Raw genomic sequence first — 26,323 nt, 5'->3', positions numbered from 1 at the left:
TCCTTTTCATGCATGATATAGTTACATATTTTTTTTAATGATATCTACCAATTCATCGGCACTTGCGGAACAAATAATCCCAAGTTCTGTCAGTTCTTTATCTACATTAACGGGCAGGGACTCTCCTTTCATATTTTCATTGAGAAGGCCTCCCATGATGACAGTCGTATCACCCAATCCTTTTTTCTTCAAATCCTTAAGTAATGTTTTGCCATATGTAAGCGCAATTCCATTATATGTAGACATAAGGATAAAACTGCTTCCTGTTTCTACGACTGTATCAACCACTTCATCAGGAGTAACGTTTGCACCCAGATCGAATACAGTAGCTCCGGCTTCCTGCAGTACCGCTTTAACGATTTCCTTACCAAATTCATGAACATCCGTAGCTCCCACGACCGCATGAACACCGGTAAGAGAATTTTCTAAATTATCAATACTATCACATATTTCACCACAACGTTTATCAATATTCGCTACAATATCCGTCGGTTTGATTGGAACATGGCCCCGCATGGCCTTCGGATCTTCTTTGCCTGCTCCATACAATTCTTCCATCTTCGCCGGCCCCATCGCTTTGAGCGCCAGGAACATTTCGCATGGATTCCTCGTATCGACACCGATATCACTGAGACCATTCATGAGCCGTTCGAAGAACACTTTCCCACCGGCCAGAAGCATATCCCGCTGGGCTATCAGTTTTTTAATATCAAGGAAGTCTTTATAATAATGTGCCTTATGTTCCAGCATATTCGCCGTCACATGAACCTGAATGATTTCATCTGCCGAAGGAATCCGGATAGCCTCGGTAATAGGAATCGGCGTCACCGCATGTCCTGACGGGAAGAGGAGTTCTGCACAAGAATCGGCCAGAACAAAGGAACAGAGCGCCCCGTAGTTACGGTCATAATCATTGGAAAAATCAATGGTATTTCCATACATCATGGAACCAGGTGTATGGTATTTATTGATGGCATTATTAACCATGAGGAAAATAATGCGCAAAATCGGATCACTGAACAAGTTGCCAAAACAGTGAGAAAGGCGCCCGCCCAGGAGTTCTTCTACCAGATACCGTTCCATCATAGCCCAGCCAGTCATATTAGCCAGATCGTGGAACATGGCCCCGAATCCATCATCCAGATTAGAATGGATAACCGCCCCCTGATCCCGGAAAATTCCCATAAGTGCAATAGCTGTACACATATTGACGACCCGGTCTTCTTTGGAAATAGGAACGCCTGGATATTCATAGGTATAATACTGGGCAATATTACCCATACACGTGACCCCAGCGTTTAATGCCAATCTGACATTTTCCGTAGAGTTCAGGGAACCAATCATGTGATCTCCGAAATGTGGCTGAATGGGTACCACCTGACCGACAGCAGCCCATTCTTCCGGCGTTTCAAAAATCAGGCTGCCACCTTTCATGACCTTGTCCCGGTGTTCTTCCGGCACTCCCATGACCCAGTCCAGCGCTACGCCGAATCGATCCAGGACGACATCACACTTTTTGAGTTCTTCATAGATGTAGCGGAAACCTTTTGCTGTTTCTTCCCAGGAATTCCAGCCGATGTGGGCATGGTGCATGACTTTGCCTTTTTTGGCCATCTTCATTTTGTATTCGGCTTCAGACCGTACACCATATTCTTTCATGAAAAATGTTGTTCCTACAGACAGCCCTTCCGATTCTTTGCGGGCCCGTGACAGTATTTCTGTCAAATCGGGTACTTCGTTGGGAACCAAATCTTTTTTCAGAAATACCGTACTACTCATCTTTATTACCACCTCATATCAGACTAAGAGAACAAGTTATGTTTCAATATGTACAATGCCTTCCCAGAACCTTTCTGAATCAGAAGACCAACTGATATATGACTAATCACCGTTTTGATGGGAAGAATATCTTTTTATATAGTTACATATTTTTTTTAATTATATCTACCAATTCATCGGCACTTGCGGAACAAATAATCCCAAGTTCTGTCAGTTCTTTATCTACATTAACGGGCAGAGACTCTCCTTTCATATTTTCATTGAGAAGGCCTCCCATGATGACAGTCGTTTCACCCAATCCTTTTTTCTTCAAATCCTCAAGTAATGTTTTGCCATATGTAAGCGCAATTCCATTATATGTAGACATAAGGATAAAACTGCTTCCTGTTTCTACAACTGTATCAACCACTTCATCAGGCGTTACATTAGCCCCAAGATCAAACACAGTTGCCCCTGCTTCAATCAAAACAGATTTAACAATTTCTTTTCCAAATTCATGAACATCTGTTGCACCAACTACAGCATTAACACCAGTAAGAGAATTTTCTAAATTATCAATACTATCACAAATTTCATCACAACGTTTGTCAATATTTGCTACAATATCCGTCGGTTTGATAGGAATATGCCCCCGCATGGCTTTAGAATCTTCTTTACCAGATCCATACAATTCTTCCATTTTAGCTGCACCCATATTTTTTAGTGCCATAAACATTTCACATGGATTATTTGTATCGATACCGATGTCATCAAGTCCATTCATGAGTCGTTCAAAGAAAATCTTGCCCCCCTGCAGCAGAATATCCCGCTGAGCTTTTAATTTTTCCACATCCAAAAAATCTTTATAAAAATGGGCTTTTTGTTCTAACATATTCGCTGTCACATGAACCTGGATGATTTCATCTGCCGATGGAATCCGGATAGCCTCGGTAATAGGAATCGGCGTCACCGCATGTCCTGACGGGAAAAGCAACTCTGCACAGGAATCAGCCAGAACAAAGGAACTTAGTGCTCCATAATTACGATCGAAATCATTAGAATAGTCAATGGTATTCCCATACATCATGGAACCAGGTGTGTGGTATTTATTGATGACATTATTTACCATAAGGAAAATAATGCGAAGCATAGGATCACTAAATAAATTACCAAAACAGTGGGAAAGACGCCCGCCCAAGAGTTCTTCTACAAGGTAGCGTTCCATCATAGCCCAGCCAGTCATATTAGCCAGATCATGGAACATGGAACCAAATCCATCATCCAAATTAGAATGAATGACAGCTCCCTTACTGCGGAATAAGCCCATCAAAGCAATTGCCGTACACATGTTGATGACCCGATTTTCTTTGCTAATTGCAACACCAGGATATTCGAAAGTATAATATTGAGATATATTACCCATGGTAGTTACACCAGCACTAAGAGCTAATTTAGCGTTTTCTGTAGAGTTTAAGGACCCAATCATGTGATCTCCAAAGTGTGGCTGGATAGGCACTACCTGACCGACAGCTGCCCATTCTTCCGGCGTTTCAAAAATCAGGCTGCCACCTTTCATGACTTTGTCGCGGTATTGTTCCGGCACGCCCATAACCCAATCCAGCGCTACACCGAATCGATCCAAGATGACATCACGTTTTTTGAGTTCTTCATAAATATGACGAAATCCTTTAGCCGTTTCTTCCCATGAATTCCAGCCAATATGGGCATGATGCATGACCTTACCTTTTTTAGCCATTTTCATTTTATATTCTGCTTCTGATGTAACGCCATATTCTTTCATAAACAAAGTAGTGCCTACCGTAAGCCCATGTGCTTCGCTATGAGCTCTGGACATAATATCCTGCAGATTGGGCAGTTCATTAGGTACTAAATCCTTTTTTAGCAATACATTATTGCTCATATTTCATACCACCTTATACTATGTCAAGGGAACTAAATTTTGTTTTAATAATTTTAATGCAGTCTTTTTATCATATTTTGCTAACAATCCAGCTGCATAAAAAATGTACGATGTATCTAAATAAAATCGTGCTGCACTTGGTATGAGAACATTTTTCTCATCCGATGATTTTAATGCTTGTTTTAAAATCAAGCGTGGATTCTCACTATCTATAATAGGTCCTCCTGTGCCAACAATAGCTTTTACATTCAATAAATCTTTTCCTTTTTGAATCCGCTGTACTCCTTCTGCATATCCATCATAAATCTGACCAGCATGACGCCGTACTGAAACCCGCACAGCTTCCATAGCAATAGCCTGTTCAAATCGCTTTTCCATTTCTGTATCAGGGACAAAATCATGATGAGCCAGGCGTTTATCACGGCAAGCGGCAATCGCTTCTTCTGAAAGTCCCGATATATTCCGAAGCCTTCTCATATCAGCCGCTTCAATCAACGAATTGACCGATTCTCTGGCTCCGATATCACCTTCGACAGTTCGTTTTGCTTTAGGTTCTGGAGCTCCAACAATACGCACGCCTTCCAACGAATCTTGCTCGGCATAAGAGTGAACATCAGTAGTGGCTCCTCCCATATCGACAAGCATGACTTCGTCCCATCCTTTTTCATCATAAGTTCCTTTAGCCAAAAGCTCTACTCCAGCCAATACAGCTGCCGGTGTTGGCATAACGATATCACCAACATATTGCCGCACCGTATCAAACCCTTTCATATGCGTGATACGTTTCATGAAGATATTTCGGACAGCTTCTACTGAAGATTCAATATCCAACTCATTAATAGCAGGAATAATATTGTGAGCTAAAATGCAAATTTTATCATGTTGCATAAAAGCAAGCCGTACTTCTGCTGCTATGTGACTATTCCCTGCATAAACGACAGGAGCTTGTATTGTAGGACTTGCAGCTATTTTTTTTGCATTTTCTAGAACCCAGGTAGTATTACCATTTTCATATCCACCACATAAAAGAATAATTTCTGGCTGTATATCGCCAATTTCTTCTATTTCATTTTTGGTAAGATTACCAAAAAAAGTTTTAATAATTTTCGCCCCAGCACCGTAAGCAGCATTTTTCCCCGCTGTCAGGCTGAGTGATTCCGTTAGGCCCACTACAATCATCCGCAAGCCTCCAGCCGCACTACTGGAGGCTATCTTTTTGGATGATCGTAATTCCTCAATACCGATAACCGGCTGTATAGCATCAAAACATTTACATAACCCAATCGATGCATCTGTACCAACTGTAGAAGGAGTCCTAAACGTATACGCAATGCATTGTTTATGCATATCAACAACAGTAGCTTTGGTAAACGTACTGCCAAAATCAACTAAAATAGTAAAACCCATCTACTATCCTCCCCCTTTAGTGTCCAAAAGCACGCATCTTTTAGAAAAACACCTTAGGTATATTCATCAACGATTGGATAAACAAAAAGATGAATATAGGTACTGCTACGTACTTACAAAGAATATCAAACCATTTCCCTAAAGGAATACTGCTTCCATCCATCCATTCGGTGCGAATCTTTTTTATTCCAACAACCCAGGAAAGGACAATGACAGAGAACATGGCTGTAAAGGTGTATCCCAAATCCCCCACTAGATAATCAAGTTTTGCAAGAAATGCATCACTCCAAATACAAGGAATACTGCCAAGAACAGTAATAATAACTACGGCCAGCAACGTTTTTTTACGACTCCATCCCAATCCGTCACTAAACGTTGTTACAGAATTTTCCATAATGCCAATAGCGGCTGAAAGCCCCCCAAGAAGCATCGCAAAGAAAAACAGGAATGCAACCAGCCCTGGCATAGGCATCTGGGCAAAAACATACGGCATTGTTACGAAAGTAAGATTCGGTCCAGATTGCAAATCAAGGCCAAAAGCAACTACTGCCGGAATAACAACTAATCCTGACATGATACATCCAAACAAATTCCACCATGTTATAGTAAAGAAGTCCATAGGAATATCAGATTTTTTAGGCAGATAACTACCATAAACAATAAGATACCCAGGTCCAAGGCCTACAGCAAACAACGCCATCCCCATAGCACGGGCCCAAACAGAAGGATCAAGAAGCATGGACATATCCGGTTTTGCAAACATCATCAACCCTTCTTCAATCCCTGGCAGAGTAAGTACACGGATAACAAGCGCAAAAAGGATAATAAAATGCAACGGAATACAGAATTTACAGAATTTTTCTACGCCATTCTTTATCCCCTTTAAACAGACAACAGCAATAACCAGCAATGTAAATACAACCCATGCAAAGACGCCTATGCGATTCCCCGTAAAAGATTGAAAGAATCCTACAGAATCAGCCGTAATTTCAGGCCCGCAATATAAACTAAAGAGTGTATAAGCCATTGTCCACGCTACAACAATGAGATAATACATATTTAATCCCAAAGGTATGAAAGGGAATACCCAGGATATTTTACCCAATTTAGGTCCTAAAACCTTATGATAAGCTGCAACGGGACTTGTACGTAGCTTTCTTGCAAAAGCAATTTCAGCCCAACTTGCCGGTAATACGATAAAAACAGTAATTATCGTAAAAGCTAAAATGAATGCACCGCCACCACTTTCAGCAGCAACATATGGAAAACGCCAAATAGCGCCAAGCCCAAATGCCATACCTATTGTCGATAAAATAAAACCAATTCGAGAACCCCATACTTCGCGTTCTTGCGTTTGCTCAGCCATAATTGCGCCTCCTTTTGTCAATCATTCCAATTATCTTTATTCCGTAAACTATGAACTAATGTCCAAATTGCAATCCCACCAATACCAATAATATATACGCCTAGCATAAACCATGTTGCACCATCCATATTTTTCACCTCTCTTAACCACACAGTTAAAGAACCATTATATATATTTGTCTGCGCATGACAAACTTCCAAAAATGAAGAATTGATTAGTGTCAAATATTTACTCTCGTGCCGTGTATCATTAATTAAATGATACAACCGCATTTATAAAATGTAAAAAGGTAAACTATTATATTGGTATAAAGCTTTTTCATACTATTCCATTTTTATGAATTACTTTTAATCTTACACAACAGTTTTTGATACGTTTCACAATTAATTCACCTACCCATAAAATAAAAGGCGCTGTATTCACGAATTGTTTCTTTTCGAAAAAATACAGCGCCGTATCAAATACTATTTTCTTTATTTTTTACTTTTCAATACTTATGAAATATTTTAATTTAACTTTTTCAATTAGTGAAGTTTGGATTCTTCATAATGATATGACAGTTATTCATGGTTAACTTAAAATAGTTTTATTATTTGATATAATATAAGAAATAACTATATATTATTTAGGTAACTTTAATTGCTATTTTTATGTTCTCTAATCAATTTATTTATCCCCAAATTTGTTGTTCTCATTGTCAAGGTAATTCCATTTTTGATAATTATACTGACAAACTTATTCATCATCTAAACCAAAAGCTTTGTGCTCTCTTTATAAAAAACTTTCTACAATCAAATTCTGTTGTTCCCATTCTTATTTTATGTTAACATTTATATTGTAATTTTATTATTCCTATTAATGCTATATGATATGTTTTCTATTATTCTTAACATGAAGAGGGATGATTACATGGATATCAAAAAATATGAAGTTTTATTAGCAGTCATAGATAAAGGGAGTTTTATAAAAGCAGCTTCTGATTTAGGTTACACACAATCAGGTATCACTTATATGATGAACAGTTTAGAAAAAGAATGCGGATTCCCATTACTACAACGCAGCAACAAGGGCGTCGTTTTAACGCTTGAAGGAGAACGTCTGATTCCAGAAATACGCCAGCTGGTCCAACTAAATAAAAGACTGGAACAGGATTTTTCAGAAGTAAAAGGTACTATTGAAGGAAAGGTCCGTATTGGTTGTTTTTCTACTATTCTCTACGCGATTGTTCCCCATATCATGAAAATCTTTCATAATAAATTTCCCAAAATCACTTTTGATTTAGTTGAAGAAAACAGTGCTGGTATCTTAGAACAATGGCTTAATTCAGGTTTTATTGATATGGCTTTTATCAGTCGTCAGCCACAATACGATTACGAGTGGATTCCTTTAAAGAACGATCCATTTGTTATTGTCTGTCATAAAGATTCAAAACTCGCTCAATACGAAACTATTCCCATATCTGAATTAAAAAACCAATCCTTATTCATATACCGTGGGGTAGACGGAGTAGATGTTGACATAGCCAAATATTTTAAACGCTATCACGTGGATTTATTCCCTACCTTTACTAGCTGTTCCGATTACGCAGTATTGTTTATGATTAAAGAAAAATTAGGGATTGGCATGGTCCCAGAACTTTTAACAAAACTAAAAGAACAAAATTTTCCCACTCTTACTACACGATATTTAGATCCTATGGCAAGTCGTGAAATCGGTCTGGCCGTAAGGAATTACAATGAAAGTACCCTCGCTGTTCGAAATTTTGTTAAAACTGTCCAAAAGTATATTTCTACAGAACTATAGTTATTCGTATTTAATCTATTGATTCCTGATAAGTTTCCTAAATTACTCATTTTTTCTTGTCAAGGCCGGAATATTTTTGACCTATTGGGGGTGCGGATATTTTTTTGGACCTACACCGCAATGCCCTGCATCTTCCTATATTGTATTGGGCTCATACCACCAAGTGAAACTTTAATCCTTTTTTCAGCATACCAGTGGATATATTGATCCAATATATCCATGAACTCTTGTATAGTTACCGTTGATCAAGAACGATTGTAAAATAATTCATTCTTGAGACGTCCAAAAAAGCCCTCACAAGCTGAGTTGTCTGGAGAACACCCCTTCTTGGACATAGAACGGATCAGACCTGAATTTTCCATTCGTTCAATCCACCCTGGCCAACGATAATGTGCACCCCGATCGGAATGCACTATTGGCCGTTCACCATTCTTTAAGGTAGTAATGGCGGTGTCCAACATGGTGTTAACAAGCTCTGCGTTGGGAGAAGTTCCTATGGTCCATGCTACAGGAAGACCGTCAAAACAATCAATGACAGGAGAAAGATAGACTTTCCCATCAGGAATATGGAATTCTGTGATATCGGTCAGCCACTTCTCATTTGGCTTTTCTGAATGGAAGTCTCGTTGCAGTAAATTTTCTACTGCTGGGCTGATTTCACCCTGATAAGAACTATATTTCTTGTGCTTTATGCATTTAACAATAAGTCCTTCTTCCCGCATTAAGCGACGAATGACCTTTTCTGAATAATTACTGCCATCTGGTTTCTTCAAACATAGATGCATACGGCGATAACCGTAGCTTTCGTAAGTTTCCGTAAAGATTGACCGAAGTTGTTCCCGAGCTTCTTTGTATTTATCCGGTTCAGAGAGTACCTTCTTCTGATAACAGTAACTGCTTTTCGAAGAGTGACATATTATCAATAACTCCTTAAGGCTATATCTATTTCTAAGGACACCAATCACTACAGCCTTTTCTCTGTTCGATAGAGTATCAAGACTGATGCCCTGGTCTTTTTTTATTAATTTTGCTGCTATCTCAAGTGCTTCTTTTTCTAATTTCAACCGATGGACTTGCTGTCTTAGCTGGTTTGCCTCATCCGTTAATGTTTTTACTTCGCATTTTAGAATTTCTATATTTTTAGATGTAGAGTGATATTCCGCCTTATCTTTCGTCATCTGGGTAGGTCTCCAATCGGGAAAAAGCTTGTGCTTCCAGGCATAAAGTGAAATTCGACTGACACCATATTGGTCAGCAACATCCTTGGCAGATCCAGTACGTGAGCATAAATCCAATACAGCTTGCTCTTTTTGGGCTTTTGTTAATTTTACTAAAGATGTGCTTTGCGTACAATAGGGAAAATCTTCTGGATGTATTTCTCGCAGCCATTCGCCTAATACAGTGCGGCTTGGGAAGCCAAGTTTGCGAACCGTTCTAGCAAGACACCGCCCATGTTCATAATAGTAGTTGATTGCCAGTTGCTTCTGTTCAGGAGAATATTTAAGCCTTCTTGAAGATTTTTTATGCAATCCTTTCGTTTCCTCAAATTCTTTATACCATGCCTTCAGAGTCTTTCGATTTTGGGGATATCCTAATTCATGCTGGACAGACGAAAGACTATAATCATACTGAATATATAGTTTGACAGCCCTCATGCAATCATCGTATGAATACATTACGCTTGAACCTCCTGATTTATCCTAAATCAGGTCCAAGATTTCGTCCGCACCTCCTTTAGGTCAATTATAGTCCGGCCTTGACATTTCTTTAGTATATTATAAAAATCCCTGTTATTAATATGAATATTCCTATCTTTACTTTCAATCTTACATGTTTTATTCTTCTTTTATGAAGAGGAAGTATCAATATTACATTTTATATACAATGTCGTATATAACATGAATCAGCTCATGTTATATACGATATTTTTTTACGTAAATTGAGTGATTCAAACACTGCTATGATACTTTCTGTCTTCTGATTTTAATTGTCCCTTGTTATCATTTAATTAATAAAAAATGATAACGTATTTATTCTAATATTTAGGAGGTAATTTGTATGATTACAAAAGAACTGCTTGATATTAAAGTAACGACAAAGGCTAATATTTATTGGAATGGAAAAGTAGTCAGCCGAACATGTTATCGAAAAGACGGAAGTAAATTTACCCTAGGTATTATTACCACCGGCACGTATACCTTCGATGTCGGTGATAAAGAAGTGGTCTCTCTTATCGCTGGAGAAGCAGAAATTATCTTACCTGATGAAACAGAATGGCGGGTTGTAAAAACTCCTGACGTTTTTGAAATTCCCGCTCATTCAAAATACCAGATTCGCACACCAGAAGTAGTTGAGTATCTTTGTGACTACATTCCTGATTAATGTAGGTAAGGCTAATTATTAAAAGGGGGCTATCATATGAATATCAAGCGTGTATTGACAATAGGCGGAGCCTTTACAGCATATTGCATTGGAGCCGGCGTCGCTTCCGGACAAGAAATATTACAATTTTATGGAGCATGGCCCGGATCAACTCCATTTCTGCTCGTTGCTCTTGGTTTTATCTTGATGCTCCTATTCTGTATCGGCACATATAAAACCGGTGCTATCAAACACTTTAAAGATCCTAACGAAGCATATTCTTATTATTGCGGTCCCCATTTAGGACGCCTTATTGATTATTTTTGTACGCTCTCATTAGGCCTCTGTACATTGATTATGTTCGCTGGAAGTGGAGCCGCATTAAATCAGTATTTAGGAATTCCCGTTTATGTCGGCACAATCCTCATGGGAATTGTCGCCATTGTCGTCGTTTGTCTGGGATTGCAAAAAGTTGTCGATGTATTAGGTTGTGCAGGCATTATTATCATTGCTATAACGGTTATAGCAGGCATTTATTGCGTAACTACCAGTCCTGTAACTATTGCAGAAGCACAACAGCGCCTTCCTGAATATATCGCAAATGGATCCATTTTACAGGGAAAATTCATGGGAATTAATAGCTGTGTCGTTGCAATGTTTTCATTGATAGGGGCATATATAACCTTGGGTGTATTATTTAATGTATCCCTTGGTTATAATATTAAAAACAATTCTGAAGTATTGGCAAGCGCCTTTTGTTCAACGATTTTATATTACGCAGGCATTTTAATGGTACTGCTTACCCTAATAAAAAACCTCGATTACATAGCTTCTATTAAAGCACAAATTCCTATGTTAGCCGCTATTGAAAACAATATCCCTGTTCTGGCATTCCCGTTTACATTTGTTATCGTTATAGGTATCTTCACCACAATTGTAGGATATCTTTGGGCCTTCGGCAGACGCTTTGCAGAAGATAAAACAAAGAAACAACGGATTATCGTCATTGTTGTTACGCTTATCGGAGTAACGGTAGCCTCTTTTATCCCCCTGGCCCAGCTAGTCAACGCCATCTATCCCGTCGTAGGCATTGCCGGGGTCTTACTGCTCATTGGTATTGTATACCGGATGTTTACAGACAAAGAAGGATTTCATGATGACGTAGCTGAAACATCTGCTCCTGCAAGCACTAATACTTCTGTTACTGATAGATAGTCAATCCCTTAAATTGTTTTACTTTCAATAAAGTGGGTTAAACATGCATCGTCCGAACAAAAAGACAGTGAAAAGAGAGTACGCCTCTCATTCCACTGTCTTTTTGCCTATACGCATCCGGATTCATTCGAAGAATCTTGCAAAACATTAATATACCATCTTCATCCCTATGTATCTCGTCATCAAAAGGCATAGAAGATATCGGAAAATAGCCCTGCAGGTATATGCTAAATCCCATCAGTTTTTTCAAATCATTTGATAAACCCAGGTGAGTTTTATCAAATCTTTTATAAAATTCTCGATAAATTTCACTTAATTTTCATTTTATTCCATTCGTTTTTATAAATCATTCTTCGTAATTTATAAAAACAGACCTCCTGACGAGTTTTTATCCATATCAGGAGGTCCAATGTAATCAAATAGGCTATCTTTTATTTACGTTTCTGCTTCCAGGACTTTGTCAATCCACTGGGCAAACATGCGACTTACAGTAAGGCGCACGTCATTATAGGCATGTTCTGTCGGCAGTGTATCATAATCCTGGATAGCCGTTGTCTGATGCTGGCTGAGCTGGTTCCAAAGAGGTTCAATCATCGTTTTGGCAGGTGCCACGTCATCCTGGCTGGCTCCGATAAAATAGAGGTTCCGGTCTTTGATATCTTCAAAAGCCTGGGAGATACCGTATCCCTGCTGACAGCAGTATACGACGTTCCGGTACAAGGCTTCCGGTGATTCAATATGAAGAACGTAAAGGCTGGAGTCGATGAGTTCGTGCATAGCCGCGTCCAGACCATGGGCAGGCCAGTACGGCAGGTCATACGGTGACATGACGGCCGTCCCTTTCAGCCAGGGAAGGCGCCGTGTGACATTAATGGAGACAAAACCGCCCATACTGTGACCAATGAAGAAGATGTTGTTTTTATCGATGTGGTATTGAGCTGCGTTTTTTTCGTCATGAGCCCATTCGGCCACGCAAACGGCATCGTCGATAGCACCAGAAAAGGTATAATTCCCCTGACTCCCCCAGTTGCCACGGTAAGAAAAACTGATGACTACCAGGCCGGTACGGCGCAGGTTCTGGGCAATGTCAAAAGTTGAGGCAAAACCGGGAAAGCCATGGCAGATAATGACACAGGGATAGGTCTGGTCCCTGGCTCCACCGGGAATCAGAGCCGTGCCATATACCTGGCAGCCATGACTGGAAAAAGTCAGCGATTCCAGTGATGCCGGCCGTTCCTGAGGACAACAAAGAGGGTCTTTTTCTATATTTTCAATCTGTAACGCCATATCAATCGCTCCTTCGTCCGTTTTACTGATTTTTCGAAATCATAGGATAGGGATCGCCGCCTTTGGATTTTACAATGACAGTGCCAACGATGAAACCAATAACAGCCGGCAGAACCCAGGCAAAGCCTTCCGCTGCAAAGGGAATGTGATTATACAGCTGGATGAGTGAGTCGAGGGGAAGATTGGTAATACCACTCTTATTGAGCTGCATCAGCCCTTCAAACAAACCGATAATGGTTGCCATGGCGATGGTCCCTTTCCAGGCACCATGATTAGGAACGTATTTGCAGAATACGCCAAGAAGCATAAGGGCGATAGAAACGGGATAAATAGCAATGAAAATCCAGAATGTATAACGGATGATCCCCTGTACGCCAATGCAGGCTTCAGCAAGGCCGAAGAGGCACACAAATACCATCATGTATTTGAAAGGAATCTTACCATCTGATAAATCAACGGTCAGATTGGCAATAGTCGAACCGACGCCAATGGTCGTCGTCAGGCAGGCCAGGAAAATACCAATGCCGAGCACAACATTACCGGTAGCACCGGTCAGCGCATGGACGAGGCCATTGAGAAGAGCTGTCTGATCCATTTTGCCATCAAACATACTGGATCCGGTAGCACCGAGGTACAACAGGCCGCCATAAACGATGAGAAGTCCCAGGAAGGCGACAACGGCAGCTTTCAGTGTCATTTTATGCCGTGCTGACGGGTCGGTATATCCTTTGGCTTTGATGGAAGCGACGAACATGCCCGCAATGGCAATGCCGACGGCAACGTCACCAGTCTGATAGCCCTGCAGGAAAGAATAGGAGAATACGTTATCTACCTGCGGCGCAATCGGTGTTCCCAGCGGTTCGAAAACAGCCAGGGCAATCATGACGACCAGGCAGATGAGCAGGAACGGTGTCAGATATTTTCCGACGATATCGACGATTTTAGATGGACGGAAGGTAAGCGCCAGAACGATGACAAAATATCCTGCCAGAAGAGCAATACGGACGGCGTCATTTCCTTGCAGTCCCGGCAATACGCTGAGCAGGCCGCTTTCAATGCCAACGCCTGCCTGCCGGGGCACGCCACAGGTGAGGATAAAGATAATCCACATGACCATGTAGCTTTTCGTAAACCATTTGGCTACAGGTGCACAAATAGCCTGGACGTTACCGCCCATATTATCGACAGCAATAATCGTAGCAATAGGAAATAAAATAGCTGAAATAGCAAGGCCGATAATAGCGATTTCCCAGGAACTCCCTGACATGAGCCCGATAAGAGGCGGAAATACCAGATTGCCCGCACCGAAGAATACGGCAAACATGGCAAAGCCAATAATCAGGGCATTTGCGTTTGCATTTTTTGACATAGGTAACATCTCCTTAAAATAGGTGAATGTATATTCACAATATACATTTGTCTTTCATTATATCTCGTTATGAGACATATGACAATACACCACTTCCATGTCTTATAGATTAAAATATTATTAAAATTTCAGCTTATAGATAAAAAGTCCCCTCTGCCTTACACACATGATGAAAAATAAATAAACTTGACATATCAGTAACATTCCATTTATGCATGGTTCTATTATGCTAAGAAATATGGTAATATAGTGTCATAAGAGAGGTGACGTAAGGCTATGGATCTATTTCAATTAACCTACTTTGTCGAAGTAGCCCAGAAAAAAAGTTTTACCAAAGCTTCAAAATCACTGCATATCAGCCAGCCTTCCATCAGTAAAGGCATTAAGGCACTGGAAGACCATTGGAATGTCAAGTTGTTTAACCGGAACGGCAAACGCGTCGAACTGACGGAAACGGGCGCCTGGCTGCTTCCGCGTATCGAGTCACTCATAAAAGACTTTTCTCAATTGAATGAACAGATGGAATCCCCCCAGCTCCTCAATTCCGGACAACTGACGGTTGGGATTCCCCCCATGATCGGCTCGTCTTTCATCACGTCATTTATCCGGCATTTCATCTCCGATTATCCCCAAATTGAATTAGAACTGCTGGAAGTCGGCTCCAATGACATTATTTCATCGATTGACGAAGGACTTATCCAGGTCGGGTTTGTTGCGCTACCCGTGGCAACGGAAATGACCTACGATTTCTTTATCTTCAACGAAGAGCACCTGGAAGTTGTCCTCTGGCCGGAACATCCCCTTGCCAAAAATAAAGTCATTACCCTGGAAGAGATAAAAGACGAACCGCTGGTATATTATCCCAAATCATTCTCTCTCAATCCGTTCATCAAGACATTTTATCAGAAAATCATGGCCCATCCCCGGATTGTCTGCCAGAGCAGCAACTGGGATTTCCAGGCCGAAATCGTACGCACCCAGCTGGGCATTGCACTCCTGCCTCACACGATCTGTCAGCGTCTGGATGACGAAAAACTCGTCCATATTCCCCTCGTAGAGCCGCAGATTCCCTGGACACTGGCCATGGTATGGAAAAGCAAGGGCTTCCTGCCTCATCCGGCTCGTACATGGGTACAATCATTCAAAAATTTTTACAGCGATTCCCACAAAGCAGCAGAAAAAAATGCATCTGCCCAATAACGTTCCGGACAGATACCTCACCAAAAAGGACCGATAGAAATGGATACATCCGATTTGACAGAAAATGATTTCAAGCAGATTTTTTTCCAGCAGCCAGTTTCTGGAACCTTCCGTGTACTTGCCGTTTCCTGCAGCGGCCTGAACTATCTGCAGGCATTGAAGCGTACCTTCGCCGATAGCCAGCTGGACCAGCCATGCCGGCAGAAGGCCGCTCATGACTGGCTCGCGCTGGAACCCCGTCTGTACCGGTACACCTGCCAGAACACGCCGCTGAGCATTTACGATGCCGGATATAAAGAAGAAATGAAAGCGTATATCCGTCTCCGCACCATCTGGCTCGATGCTGCAGACTGCACGTTCATGCGCCATCGTCATGCCATGCTGATGGATCTACTGCGCCTGTGTCATAACGATATCTGCCAGTGCCTGCCCACAAGGGATATCATGGCCAATGAACTGGAAAAACAATTATTCCATGAGTATCTGCTGTATGACATGGGGCTGGAAAACACCCGTTTCGTCGGCAGGGAAGCCGTATCGAACGGATATCATGAATGCGACTTCACACTGGAAATCGAAGATATTATGAAAGAACCTCACCAGGCCATTCCCCGGACACGGTTCCGTTACCTGAAGCGCAGCCTGTCGGAAAGCCGCATGGCCCGATGCTGTGCCCAATGGCTGTATGAACACCGCCAAAATCTGCGGCGGAATCACTGGATTGTCGATGAAACAGCCATTGAAAAATCCTATGACAGTGGTGATAATCCTGAAATAACCGATGCTATACTGCATGAACTGGAACAGGTCTACTGCAATATATAAAGAAAATAGGATTGTGGTACGCTTTCGTTAAAGAAGTGGTTTTTCCCACGATAAACAAACAGAGGCTGCACTAAAATGATTGCTAAAGACATTTTAGTGCAGCCTCTGTTTAATTGGCAACTCGCCCCATGGTGATATTTCCTACAAACCTTATTTTTACATAACCCGTTTTGCCCCTACATAGCGGCTGGACCAATAGCGGCTGTCCAGGCTGTCAATACTGACCCCGGAATTGGAGGCATTGATAAACTGGTTATTTCCGATATAAATCCCTACATGGGAAACACCGGGCAGATAAGTCGTGAAAAATACGAGGTCCCCCGGCTGCAAATACGAACGGGATACATCGTATCCTACATTATATTGTTCGTCAGCCATGCGGGGCAGATCGATTCCTACGGCCGAATAGACATACCGGGTAAAACCGGAGCAGTCAAATCCGGACGGATCATTTCCGCCAAACACATAGGGTACGCCAATATACTGGTTTGCAATGCCCATAAGGCGCTGAGCCCTATCTGCCACCATAGTAGATCCGCCATATCCCCCGTTACCAAAGCGGCGCAGCGGACCGGAAGGAAGGAATTTCCCAGTCAGTTCATAAAACGTAGCCTGGCCGGCTACGCCATCTACTTCCAATCCATGACTGGCCTGGAAATTGCGGACGGCATTTTCCGTTCCGACGCCAAACACGCCGTCTACATCGACATCATATCCATTATTGGCCAGCGCCTGCTGCAGTAACACAATAGCGTTGGACGCCGTTGCCGGTTCTAAAGAGGCAGCAGGCTTATTATCTGCCGGTGCTGCTGGAGCCGTATCAGTCCGGAACCGGTCTGCCATGGAAAAGGTTGTCTGTCCGGCAGGCATAGGCTGGCCCATCAGTGCTTCGTAAGTAGCCGGGCCAATGACACCGTCGGCATTCAGACCATTACTGCTTTGAAAAGACCGGACAGCCGCATCGGTTCCTTTGCCGAATACGCCATCCACATCAACACTGTAGCCCCGATCAGCCAGCGCCTGCTGGATATCCTGCAGCTGGGAAGGCTGCACCGGTGCTGCTTCTGGGGCCGGTGCGTCTTTCTGCACAAAATGACTGCTCATATTATCCGGCATAGCCGATCCCATCAGGGCTGCATAGGTCGCTGCGCCGAGAATGCCATCAGCCGTCAGGCCATGATCCCGTTGAAACTCCCGGATTGCCTCCGTCGTTCCAGTCCCGTAGTCCCCATCAACGGTCAGTGAATAGCCGTCAGCGGCCAGTTGCTGTTGTACTGCCAGAACCTGGCTGCCCCTGTCGCCAGGATGGAACGTGGCTCCGGCAAAAGATGTAGAAACGAAAATCATGCAGCAGGCAAGACCTGCAATTTTTTTATGTCTGCCATTGTATCCCCTTTCTGGTATTCCTGCCAATCATCTGCAACTCGTATTTCCAGCTCTTAAGACGTACTGCTAATCTTTATGGCGTATGAAACAAGCTATCCGCCAAGGCCTGCTCGTTGGATAGCTTGAATTTGTGCATTGATTATAAATCCGCTATATATTATAGCATAATATGAGACTATGTGTCAAAAACAGGACTACTAACGAAGTGTACCTGACTTCGTCGGTAGTCCTGTTCATTTGAGTCATCATTTACGATAAATCAGAATTTTCCTGCTTTGGCTGCACCTTCTACGGCGACAGCTACGGCTACGGATGCGCCAACCATGGGGTTGTTGCCCATGCCGAGGAAGCCCATCATTTCTACGTGAGCCGGTACGGACGAAGAGCCAGCGAACTGGGCATCGCTGTGCATACGGCCCATCGTATCGGTCATGCCGTAAGAAGCTGGGCCGGCAGCCATGTTATCTGGATGGAGTGTACGGCCCGTGCCACCGCCAGATGCAACGGAGAAGTATTTCTTGCCCATTTCGATGCATTCTTTCTTATACGTACCTGCAACGGGATGCTGGAAGCGGGTCGGGTTCGTCGAGTTCCCCGTGATAGAAACATCAACGCCTTCATGATGCATGATAGCCACGCCTTCACGTACGTCATCGGCACCGAAACAGCGGACAGCAGAACGTTCGCCTTTGGAATAGGAAATTTCCCGGACAATGTGCAGTTCTCCCGTTTTATAGTCAAACTGGGTCTGTACATAAGTAAATCCGTTGATACGGGAAATAATCTGGGCCGCGTCTTTACCCAGGCCGTTCAGGATAACGCGAAGTGGCACTTTGCGCGCTTTATTGGCATTGCGGACAATACCGATAGCTCCTTCAGCGGCGGCAAAAGATTCATGGCCGGCCAGGAAGCAAAAGCACTGTGTGCTGTCCTGAAGCAGCATAGATGCCAGATTACCATGGCCCCGCCCTACTTTGCGGTCTTCGGCGACGGATCCGGGAATGCAGAAAGCCTGCAGGCCGATGCCGATGGCTTTAGCCGCATCAACAGCCGTACGGCAATTCTTCCTGATGGCAATGGCCGCCCCTACGGTATATGCCCAGCCGGCATTTTCAAAGGCGATGGGCTGGATTTCCTTGACGGTCTGATACGGATCAATGCCGGCATTCTGGCAGATATCACGGCATTCTTCTACGCTTTTAATGCCGTATTCTTTCAGCACGCCGAGGATTTTATCTATTCTTCTGTCATAACTTTCGAATAATTCCATCTGTAGGTTCCTCCTATTGCTGTCTCGGATCAATATACGAAGCGGCTTCTTCAAAACGGCCATAATGACCTTTAGCATCTTCCATGGCTTTAGCTGGTTCTACGCCCTTTTTAATGGCGTCCATCATTTTGCCAAGGTGGATAAATTCGTATCCGATAACCTGATTTTCTTCATCCAGGGCCATACGGGTGACATATCCTTCGGTCATTTCCAGATAACGTGTCCCTTTTGCTTTTGTGCCAAACATAGTCCCGGTCTGGCTGCGCATACCTTTTCCCAGATCATCCAGGCTGGCGCCGATAGGCAATCCGCCTTCAGAAAAAGCCGTCTGGCTGCGGCCATACACGATCTGGAGGAACAACTGGCGCATGGCAACGTTGATAGCATCGCAGACCAGATCCGTATTGAGCGCTTCCAAAAGAGTCTTTCCCGGCAGTATTTCCGATGCCATGGCGGCAGAATGGGTCATACCGGAACAGCCAATCGTTTCTACGAGAGCTTCTTCAATGATACCGTCTTTGACATTGAGGGTCAGCTTGCAGGCTCCCTGTTGGGGAGCGCACCAGCCTACACCATGAGTAAGACCGCTGATATCCTTAATTTCTTTGACCTGTACCCATTCGCCTTCTTCGGGAATCGGGGCCGGTCCATGATATGCACCTTTAATAACGGGGCACATATTCTTGACTTCTGCTGAATATATCATGTTATTCATCCTTTCTAATCTTTCAGTGCTTCAAACATGCCGCGGAACGTATTGCCATACATACTTCCCTTACGCCATAAGAACGTAAAGGAATGTTCGGCTGTAAAATTGCGGATATGAATCTTACGAAGCGTACCTGCGGCTAATTCATCACGCACCGATTTTTCATAGGAAAACGAGAATCCCGCATTGCAGTGTACCAACGCCTTGATGGTCTGAGGACTGCCAATTTCCGCCCGGTATGGAAAATCTTCCAGCGACAGGCTGTATTCGGCCAGAGTCCGTTCCAAAAGATCCCGTGAGCCGGATCCCCGTTCTCGGACGCAAAGGCGTTTTAGCAAGAGATCGGTCAGCTCTACTTCATCGGGAACATCGAATTCCGGACCGCATACGGCAATGAGCGGTTCTTTAGAAAACAGCATAGTTTCGTATTGTTTCTGTTCAAAAAATCCTTCGACGATGGCAAAGTCGATTTTACCATCATTAATTTCCTGCAATAACTGCTCCGTATCAGCGATTTCCAACCGCAAAAGGACTTCCTGATTTTCCCTCAGATACTGTGCCAGCTTGTCTACAATCATAAACTCGCCTATTGTATGGGTCGCACCAAAGGAAACGATTTTCGTACTGCGCCTGAGTTCCTGCAGTTTTTCCTTCAGGATGAGATCATCATGCCGGATAGTGGCTGCTGCATCCAGAAGGATATGTCCGGCCTGTGTCAGAATGAGGTGCTTGCCCGTATAATCGAATAATTTGGCATGGTACTCATTTTCCAGGTAGCGGATGTGCTGTGAGACAGCCGGCTGTGTGATATGCAGCTCTGCTGCAGCCTTGGTATAGTTCATATGGCGGCAGACACACAAAAACGTATGAATACGAAAATCTAGCATGAGGCGGCTCCTCTCTCAATTAGAAATATAATACGTATCAATAATTTAAGCGTAATCCTCATGAACATTCTACGGTATTTCTGAAATTTAATCAAGGTGTAATACGGTGGAAACAGCTGTACTATGCACAGTTATACTATTTTTATACTTGTTAACAATATATATCGGTCCATCTTTGGTTCAGGATACACCATTCTCATTTTACGTGTACTACCATTCCAATACGGTACCCGTCTCATCGCGCCATACGGGATTCTTCCAATGATGTCCCACGGCTGCAGCAGCCCGTACCTTTGCTTCGTCTATTTCGATTCCCAGCCCTGGTTTTGTCAGAAGATTGACATATCCCTGATGATAGATAAATACGGACGGGTCTTTCAGATAATCAAGCAGATCAGATCCCTGATTATAATGGATTCCCAGGCTTTGTTCCTGAATGACCGCATTATATGTACAGAAATCAATCTGCAGTGCCACCGCAAGGGCAATCGGACCCAGCGGGCAGTGAGGAGCCAGTGCTACATCGTAGGCTTCTGCCATAGCCGCAATCTTCTTCGTTTCCAGGATTCCCCCGCAATGGCAGGGATCGGGCTGGATATAATCGACACCGCCCCGGGCCAGCATCTGCTTGAATCCCCAGCGGGTATAATTCCGTTCCCCTGTAGCAATGGGCGTAGAGAACTGCTGCCGCAGCATGGGGAAGATTTCTTCATTTTCACAAAGGACCGGTTCTTCGACGAAAAGAAGACGATACGGTTCCAGTTCCTTCATGAGCGTAAAGGCCAGCGGTTTATGGACGCGGCCATGGAAATCGACAGCAATATCCATGTCGTATCCGAATGCTTCCCGGATAGATGCCACACGGGCTACGGCTTCATCAATCTGTCGGTTGTTCTGGATCCAGCCTACCTTGGGAACACCGTTCATCTTAACAGCCCGGTATCCCTGTTCGTATTTTTCTTTTGCCGCCTGCAGCACTTCGTCGGGCTGATCGCCGCCAATCCAACAGTATACTTTCATTTTATCGTGGCATACGCCGCCCAGGAGCTCGTATACGGGCACGCCCAGAGCTTTGCCCTTAATATCCCACAACGCTTGTTCAATACCAGAAATGGCACTCATCAGGACGGGACCGCCTCGATAAAAGCCAGCGCGGTACAATACATTCCACAAGTCTTCAATCCGCCCTGCCTCTTTGCCGGTAAGGTACTCTTCCAATTCCGTAACAGCAGCCGCTACCGTATCAGCTCGTCCTTCAATAACAGGTTCCCCCCATCCTGATAGCCCTGTGTCAGTCGTAATCTTTAAAAAGAGCCAGCGGGGTGGTACCTTAAATAATTCTATCGATTGAATTTTCACTTTTACGCCTCCTCACACCTATGGCAGATGACTCATAAAATTATCTTATATATTTCTAATTATATCAATTGCCTTTTCCAACCGCAACATCCCGGTGCCAGGTGGGCCTGAAGCGGTCCCTCTGGACGATGTATCGGCGATTCATGGCAGACAAATCCTGCCCTGGAGCAAAAAAGCGGGCACACGAAACAGGGTTGTTTCGTATGCCCGCCTATCCGGACTTATTCCTCTTCTTTTATGACTTCTGCTTTAAATACCATGGCCACATCCGCATCGGAACAACAAAATTCTGCCGTTCCTTCCGGCTGCCCCGGCAATGTGCCTCCGTAGCGCAGGATGTCAATATAGGGAAAGGCGCAATGAAGTGCCATAGGGCAAATCCTGCCCCGTTCGGTATCATAATCAAACGTTTCACCGACATGATGACCACGGTGGCAGCCCATTTTCCCTAACTTTCCCGTAATGGTCAGCCGTATGTCCGGCCGTTTTCCTCGTGTCATACTACTCTCCTTTTCTGAGCGGACCAATAGCATCCGATGAGATTCAGACATCTTCTGCTATTCCGAATACTTGTAACCCATTAGCCGTAGTCTGACTGGTGACGTATTCTACATCGAGGCCGCGCAGCCGGGCTATTTCTTCTGCCACATACCTCACATAGGCCGGCTCATTGCGCCTGCCCCGGTACGGCGGCGGTGTCAGGTAGGGACTATCCGTTTCGATAAGCAGGCGTTCCATCGGGATACGGGAAGCCACCTGTTTTGCCCGCTTGGAATTGGGAAATACGACCGTACCGGTAAAGCCAAAATAAAACCCCATGCGGATCAGTTCTGTCGTCATTTCCAGGCTCCCGGAATAACAATGGAAGACGCCGCGCAAGCCCTTTCCATACCGACGGAGGATTTCCATTGTATCGCCGTGGGCCTCCCGGTCATGAATGTCAATAGGAAGGTCTAAATCGCGGGCCAGACCTATCATCTCAATGAAGATTTCTTTTTGCGTGTCCCGTGCCGGCGTGTCGTAATGATAATCGAGGCCCACTTCGCCAATAGCCACGACAGCCGGCTCCTGCTCCGCCATACGGCGGATTGCTTCTATATCACCAGGCTGCACGCGGCCCGCTTCCTGCGGATGGATTCCTACCGCTGCATATATCCCGTCATAGTGCCGTGCCAGTTCTACGCAGGCTTCAGAAGACTGCCGGTCCGTCGCCGGGCAGAGCATCCTTCCAATACCGGCAGCACAGGCACGCTCCAGCACGGCCGGCCGGTCTGCATCATACGCTGCATCGTAAAGATGACAGTGTGTATCAAACAACATCAGCGGACGCGGCTTCCCGGTGCCATGCCATCGACAAAGACGACCTGCAGATGATCGTTGCCATCCGATGCTGCCAGCAGCATCCCTTTCGATTCTACACCACACAGCTTAACCGGTTTCAGATTCGTCACGACAATAACATTATGACCAATCAGGTCTTCCGGCTTATAATACAGAGAAATACCACTGACAATCTGACGGGTTTCTGTACCCAGATCAACCTGGATTTTGAGAAGTTTTTTGGCTTTCGGTACTTTTTCACAGGCTACAATTTTGCCGACGCGGAGATCATTTTTGCCGAAATCATCAATGTTGATTTCATCTTTGAACGGTTCTTTTGCTGCAGGGCAGGCAGCGGCCGCTTTCTTTTCTTCTTCCGCTTCAGCAATTTCTTCTTTCGGATCATACCGAGGGAACAAAGGTGCTCCTTTGCAAACTTTCGTACCGGCCGGATACAGGCCCCAAGTCTGTCCATCTGCCAAAATTGCCTGGGAGAAATCACCCAGCCCCAGCTGTTTCCATATTTCAGCAGCCGCCGACGGGATGACCGGGCTTACCAGCATGGCAATGATACGCTGTACTTCCAGGAGATTGTACAGAACAGTCTGGAGGCGTTCTTTTTTAGCCGGGTCTTTGGCGAGAATCCACGGTGTCGTTTCATCGATATATTTATTGCTGCGATGGATCAGAGCCCATGTATCGTTAAGGGCGTCATTAATCTTCATGTCATCCATCTGCTGTTCGTATTTTTTAGCAGTTTCTACGGCCATCTGGGACAATTCGCTGTCCACCGGTTCTGCAGCCGAAGGACCGGCTGCCACTCCGTTTTCATACTGTTCAACCATAGCCAGCGTACGATGGAGAAGATTGCCCAGGTCATTGGCCAGATCGGCATTGATCCGGTCGATAAAGGTCGGCAGAGAGAAGTTGCCATCCTGACCGAGACGGATTTCACGCATCAGATAATACCGGAGTGAATCGGCGCCATAGCGTTTAATCAGTGGAATCGGATCGACGACATTGCCCAGGGATTTACTCATCTTCGTCCCATCGACAATCAGCCAGCCGTGACCGAATACTTTTTTAGGCAGTGGCAGACCGGCACTCATCAGCATAATGGGCCATATAATCGAATGGAACCGTACAATTTCCTTGCCGACCAGATGAAGATCTGCCGGCCACCATTTTTTGAAGCGTTCTTCATCAAATACATAGCCAGCTGAAGTCAGGTAGTTAGCCAGGGCATCATACCAGACGTATACGACATGTTTCGGATCCCAGGGTACGGGAATCCCCCAGTTAAAGGATGTACGGGATACGCACAAATCTTCCAGACCGCTTTTGACAAAGGCAATCATTTCATTGCGGCGGGCTTCCGGCTGAATGAAATCAGGGTTTTCATCGATGAACTTCAACCAGCGGTCCGTATAATTGCTCATCTTGAGGAAATAAGCTTCTTCCGAAACGAGTTCCAGCGGGCGGCCGCAATCCGGGCAGATGTGTTTGCCTTCGGGCAGTTTGTTTTCCGGCCAGAACGATTCACAGGGAGTGCAGTACCAGCCTTTGTATTCTCCTTTATAAATATCTCCCTTGTCATAGGATTTCTGCATCAGGGCCTGCGTCACTTTGACATGATCGGCATCAGTCGTACGGATAAAGCGGTCATGGGAAATGTTCAGTTCTTTCCAGAGTTCTTTGAAAAGAGCCACGATGCCGTCAACATATTCCTTAGGCTGCATTCCCTTGCTTTCAGCGGCACGCTGGATTTTCTGACCATGTTCATCGGATCCAGTAGTAAAAAAGACGTCATCGCCGCGGAGACGATGGAACCGGGCCAGTGTGTCGGCAATAGTCGTGCAGTACGTGTGACCGATATGCAGCTTGGCACTCGGATAATAAATCGGGGTGGTAATAAAATACTTCTTCTTGTCTGTCATGGAAATTCCTCCTCTGCCGGCAAATGAGCCGGCCTTTTGTACGGGAAACGCTGCTGATGAACCAGCGTTTCTTAAGGGGCTGAGCTGCCCTCTGAAGCAAGCACCGCCTGATATACCACACGGCGGCTGACACCACAGCGCTGGGCTACGGTCCGGATAGCCTGCTTTTTATCTGTTCCCTTATCCATCAGTTCCCGGACAAGGGATGCATAATCATCGTCGGAAGGGCCCTCTTCTTGCGGAACGGCACCGGCGACGAGGATCACAAATTCACCGCGGACCCCTTCCTGTTCCAGTCCCGTCCGGAGCTGGGACAACGGTCCCCGAAGATATTCCTCATAGCGTTTGGTCAGTTCCCGGCAAAGCACTGCTTTGCGGTCTCCCAAGGCGTCTTCTATTTCTGCCAGCACAGCAAGGATGCGGTGCGGCGCTTCATAAAAAATCAATGTGCCCGTATAGTCTTTGATACTTTCCAGTACGGGACGGCGGTGTTTCTTTGTCTTTGGAAGAAACCCTACAAACGTAAACCGCGTCGTATCCATGCCCGATGCAATGAGCCCCGTAAGACCCGCATTGGCTCCGGGAAGCGGTACGACGGGGATATGCTCGGCAATGGCCATCTGTACGAGGTCACTGCCGGGATCACAGATAGCCGGCATGCCTGCATCGCTCACCAATGCAAGCATACAGCCTTCTTTGAGTTTTTCAATAAGCTGCGGCCCTTTTTCCGCCTTGTTATGTTCATGGTAACTCGTCGTCGGCGTCCCTATATCGTAGGCCGAAAGGAGAAGTCTCGTATGGCGTGTATCTTCTGCGGCGATCAAATCGGCTTCCCTGAGGCATCGCACGGCCCGGTAGGTGATATCTTCCATATTGCCAATGGGCGTAGCACACAGATACAATGTGCCTTTTTGAAATTGTTCAGCCATCATGACCTCCTTCA

The 26,323-nt window shown here is 44.5% G+C and carries 20 protein-coding genes and 1 pseudogene; 5 read left to right on the top strand and 16 right to left on the bottom strand.

The features are described from left to right. Nucleotides 1-21: 21 nt before the first annotated feature. The 4 genes from ACGTIC_RS02625 to ACGTIC_RS02610 form a co-directional block, all read right to left on the bottom strand. Nucleotides 22-1,779: a cobalamin-dependent protein gene (locus tag ACGTIC_RS02625; protein WP_113855303.1), complete on the bottom strand. Its 1,758-nt coding sequence runs from the start codon at nucleotides 1,777-1,779 to the stop codon at nucleotides 22-24. Nucleotides 1,780-1,921: 142 nt separating this feature from the next. Then, the gene (locus ACGTIC_RS02620) at nucleotides 1,922-3,679 is read right to left on the bottom strand and encodes a cobalamin-dependent protein (protein ID WP_113855302.1); all 1,758 of its coding nucleotides are present in this window, start codon (nucleotides 3,677-3,679) and stop codon (nucleotides 1,922-1,924) included. A gap of 18 nt (nucleotides 3,680-3,697) precedes the next feature. Next, nucleotides 3,698-5,086, bottom strand: a complete 1,389-nt coding sequence (glmL, locus tag ACGTIC_RS02615; RefSeq protein WP_113855301.1) for a methylaspartate mutase accessory protein GlmL — start codon at nucleotides 5,084-5,086, stop codon at nucleotides 3,698-3,700. Nucleotides 5,087-5,126: 40 nt separating this feature from the next. Continuing rightward, complete coding sequence (locus ACGTIC_RS02610) at nucleotides 5,127-6,452, bottom strand: sodium-dependent transporter (RefSeq protein ID WP_113855300.1); 1,326 nt, start codon at nucleotides 6,450-6,452, stop codon at nucleotides 5,127-5,129. A gap of 909 nt (nucleotides 6,453-7,361) precedes the next feature. Here ACGTIC_RS02610 and ACGTIC_RS02605 point away from each other — a divergent pair. Further along, complete coding sequence (locus ACGTIC_RS02605) at nucleotides 7,362-8,255, top strand: LysR family transcriptional regulator (RefSeq protein ID WP_162816206.1); 894 nt, start codon at nucleotides 7,362-7,364, stop codon at nucleotides 8,253-8,255. A gap of 110 nt (nucleotides 8,256-8,365) precedes the next feature. On the opposite strand, the pseudogene ACGTIC_RS02600 reads toward ACGTIC_RS02605, so the two are convergent. After that, nucleotides 8,366-9,931, bottom strand: a pseudogene (locus ACGTIC_RS02600) (IS3 family transposase). 382 nt (nucleotides 9,932-10,313) lie between these two features. Between ACGTIC_RS02600 and ACGTIC_RS02595 the strand changes: the two are divergent. Next, nucleotides 10,314-10,637, top strand: a complete 324-nt coding sequence (locus tag ACGTIC_RS02595) for a pyrimidine/purine nucleoside phosphorylase (RefSeq protein WP_113855298.1) — start codon at nucleotides 10,314-10,316, stop codon at nucleotides 10,635-10,637. Between the two features lie 36 nt (nucleotides 10,638-10,673). Next, complete coding sequence (locus ACGTIC_RS02590; RefSeq protein ID WP_113855297.1) at nucleotides 10,674-11,831, top strand: hypothetical protein; 1,158 nt, start codon at nucleotides 10,674-10,676, stop codon at nucleotides 11,829-11,831. A gap of 435 nt (nucleotides 11,832-12,266) precedes the next feature. Here the strand turns inward: ACGTIC_RS02590 and ACGTIC_RS02585 are convergent, their stop codons facing one another. Both ACGTIC_RS02585 and ACGTIC_RS02580 read right to left on the bottom strand, forming a co-directional pair. After that, nucleotides 12,267-13,118, bottom strand: a complete 852-nt coding sequence (locus tag ACGTIC_RS02585; protein WP_113855296.1) for an alpha/beta hydrolase — start codon at nucleotides 13,116-13,118, stop codon at nucleotides 12,267-12,269. Between the two features lie 22 nt (nucleotides 13,119-13,140). Then, on the bottom strand, nucleotides 13,141-14,487 hold the full coding sequence (locus ACGTIC_RS02580; protein WP_075581818.1) for a branched-chain amino acid transport system II carrier protein: 1,347 nt from the start codon (nucleotides 14,485-14,487) through the stop codon (nucleotides 13,141-13,143). A gap of 276 nt (nucleotides 14,488-14,763) precedes the next feature. Between ACGTIC_RS02580 and ACGTIC_RS02575 the strand changes: the two genes are divergently transcribed. After that, a complete protein-coding gene (locus ACGTIC_RS02575) occupies nucleotides 14,764-15,687 on the top strand; it encodes a LysR family transcriptional regulator (protein WP_059077099.1) in 924 nt (307 codons plus the stop codon). 39 nt (nucleotides 15,688-15,726) lie between these two features. Then, nucleotides 15,727-16,512 (top strand): hypothetical protein, encoded by a 786-nt coding sequence (locus tag ACGTIC_RS02570; RefSeq protein WP_113855295.1) that lies wholly within the window; start codon nucleotides 15,727-15,729, stop codon nucleotides 16,510-16,512. A gap of 156 nt (nucleotides 16,513-16,668) precedes the next feature. On the opposite strand, the gene ACGTIC_RS02565 is transcribed toward ACGTIC_RS02570, so the two are convergent. The 9 genes from ACGTIC_RS02565 to rsmI all read right to left on the bottom strand — a co-directional run bounded on the left by ACGTIC_RS02565 (nucleotide 16,669) and on the right by rsmI (nucleotide 26,309). Continuing rightward, complete coding sequence (locus tag ACGTIC_RS02565; protein WP_394522470.1) at nucleotides 16,669-17,925, bottom strand: peptidoglycan-binding protein; 1,257 nt, start codon at nucleotides 17,923-17,925, stop codon at nucleotides 16,669-16,671. Between the two features lie 232 nt (nucleotides 17,926-18,157). After that, nucleotides 18,158-19,168 (bottom strand): GGGtGRT protein, encoded by a 1,011-nt coding sequence (locus tag ACGTIC_RS02560; RefSeq protein WP_059077102.1) that lies wholly within the window; start codon nucleotides 19,166-19,168, stop codon nucleotides 18,158-18,160. A gap of 13 nt (nucleotides 19,169-19,181) precedes the next feature. After that, on the bottom strand, nucleotides 19,182-19,874 hold the full coding sequence (locus tag ACGTIC_RS02555) for an iron-sulfur cluster assembly scaffold protein (RefSeq protein ID WP_113855294.1): 693 nt from the start codon (nucleotides 19,872-19,874) through the stop codon (nucleotides 19,182-19,184). Between the two features lie 14 nt (nucleotides 19,875-19,888). Next, entirely contained in the window at nucleotides 19,889-20,764 is an 876-nt protein-coding gene (locus ACGTIC_RS02550; RefSeq protein ID WP_059077104.1) for a LysR family transcriptional regulator, read from the bottom strand. 210 nt (nucleotides 20,765-20,974) lie between these two features. Then, complete coding sequence (dgoD, locus tag ACGTIC_RS02545; RefSeq protein WP_113855293.1) at nucleotides 20,975-22,123, bottom strand: galactonate dehydratase; 1,149 nt, start codon at nucleotides 22,121-22,123, stop codon at nucleotides 20,975-20,977. Between the two features lie 221 nt (nucleotides 22,124-22,344). Continuing rightward, nucleotides 22,345-22,623, bottom strand: coding sequence for a TIGR04076 family protein (locus ACGTIC_RS02540; protein ID WP_113855292.1), 279 nt, complete (start codon nucleotides 22,621-22,623; stop codon nucleotides 22,345-22,347). A 43-nt stretch (nucleotides 22,624-22,666) separates the two neighbouring features. Continuing rightward, nucleotides 22,667-23,443 (bottom strand): TatD family hydrolase, encoded by a 777-nt coding sequence (locus ACGTIC_RS02535; RefSeq protein WP_113855291.1) that lies wholly within the window; start codon nucleotides 23,441-23,443, stop codon nucleotides 22,667-22,669. Then, nucleotides 23,443-25,380, bottom strand: coding sequence for a methionine--tRNA ligase (metG, locus tag ACGTIC_RS02530; RefSeq protein ID WP_113855290.1), 1,938 nt, complete (start codon nucleotides 25,378-25,380; stop codon nucleotides 23,443-23,445). Before metG ends, ACGTIC_RS02535 begins: the two co-directional genes overlap by 1 nt. 71 nt (nucleotides 25,381-25,451) lie before the next feature. Then, nucleotides 25,452-26,309 (bottom strand): 16S rRNA (cytidine(1402)-2'-O)-methyltransferase, encoded by an 858-nt coding sequence (gene rsmI / locus ACGTIC_RS02525; RefSeq protein ID WP_113855289.1) that lies wholly within the window; start codon nucleotides 26,307-26,309, stop codon nucleotides 25,452-25,454. Nucleotides 26,310-26,323: the final 14 nt, after the last annotated feature.

The organism is Megasphaera hexanoica (genome assembly GCF_043520715.1).
Lineage (GTDB): Bacteria > Bacillota > Negativicutes > Veillonellales > Megasphaeraceae > Megasphaera > Megasphaera hexanoica.
This window is presented reverse-complemented; position numbering and strand designations above follow the sequence as displayed.

What these genes read in the sequence shown, in the direction of transcription:
- ACGTIC_RS02580 (WP_075581818.1), bottom strand. Translation starts at nt 14,487, where the DNA reads ATGTCAAAAAATGCAAACGCAAATGCCCTGATTATTGGCTTTGCCATG.
- ACGTIC_RS02540 (WP_113855292.1), bottom strand. Translation starts at nt 22,623, where the DNA reads ATGACACGAGGAAAACGGCCGGACATACGGCTGACCATTACGGGAAAG.
- ACGTIC_RS02560 (WP_059077102.1), bottom strand. Translation starts at nt 19,168, where the DNA reads ATGGAATTATTCGAAAGTTATGACAGAAGAATAGATAAAATCCTCGGC.
- ACGTIC_RS02570 (WP_113855295.1), top strand. Translation starts at nt 15,727, where the DNA reads ATGGATACATCCGATTTGACAGAAAATGATTTCAAGCAGATTTTTTTC.
- ACGTIC_RS02595 (WP_113855298.1), top strand. Translation starts at nt 10,314, where the DNA reads ATGATTACAAAAGAACTGCTTGATATTAAAGTAACGACAAAGGCTAAT.
- ACGTIC_RS02605 (WP_162816206.1), top strand. Translation starts at nt 7,362, where the DNA reads ATGGATATCAAAAAATATGAAGTTTTATTAGCAGTCATAGATAAAGGG.
- ACGTIC_RS02610 (WP_113855300.1), bottom strand. Translation starts at nt 6,452, where the DNA reads ATGGCTGAGCAAACGCAAGAACGCGAAGTATGGGGTTCTCGAATTGGT.
- ACGTIC_RS02620 (WP_113855302.1), bottom strand. Translation starts at nt 3,679, where the DNA reads ATGAGCAATAATGTATTGCTAAAAAAGGATTTAGTACCTAATGAACTG.
- metG (WP_113855290.1), bottom strand. Translation starts at nt 25,380, where the DNA reads ATGACAGACAAGAAGAAGTATTTTATTACCACCCCGATTTATTATCCG.
- ACGTIC_RS02555 (WP_113855294.1), bottom strand. Translation starts at nt 19,874, where the DNA reads ATGATATATTCAGCAGAAGTCAAGAATATGTGCCCCGTTATTAAAGGT.
- glmL (WP_113855301.1), bottom strand. Translation starts at nt 5,086, where the DNA reads ATGGGTTTTACTATTTTAGTTGATTTTGGCAGTACGTTTACCAAAGCT.
- ACGTIC_RS02625 (WP_113855303.1), bottom strand. Translation starts at nt 1,779, where the DNA reads ATGAGTAGTACGGTATTTCTGAAAAAAGATTTGGTTCCCAACGAAGTA.
- ACGTIC_RS02550 (WP_059077104.1), bottom strand. Translation starts at nt 20,764, where the DNA reads ATGCTAGATTTTCGTATTCATACGTTTTTGTGTGTCTGCCGCCATATG.
- rsmI (WP_113855289.1), bottom strand. Translation starts at nt 26,309, where the DNA reads ATGGCTGAACAATTTCAAAAAGGCACATTGTATCTGTGTGCTACGCCC.
- ACGTIC_RS02590 (WP_113855297.1), top strand. Translation starts at nt 10,674, where the DNA reads ATGAATATCAAGCGTGTATTGACAATAGGCGGAGCCTTTACAGCATAT.
- ACGTIC_RS02575 (WP_059077099.1), top strand. Translation starts at nt 14,764, where the DNA reads ATGGATCTATTTCAATTAACCTACTTTGTCGAAGTAGCCCAGAAAAAA.
- ACGTIC_RS02585 (WP_113855296.1), bottom strand. Translation starts at nt 13,118, where the DNA reads ATGGCGTTACAGATTGAAAATATAGAAAAAGACCCTCTTTGTTGTCCT.
- ACGTIC_RS02535 (WP_113855291.1), bottom strand. Translation starts at nt 23,443, where the DNA reads ATGTTGTTTGATACACACTGTCATCTTTACGATGCAGCGTATGATGCA.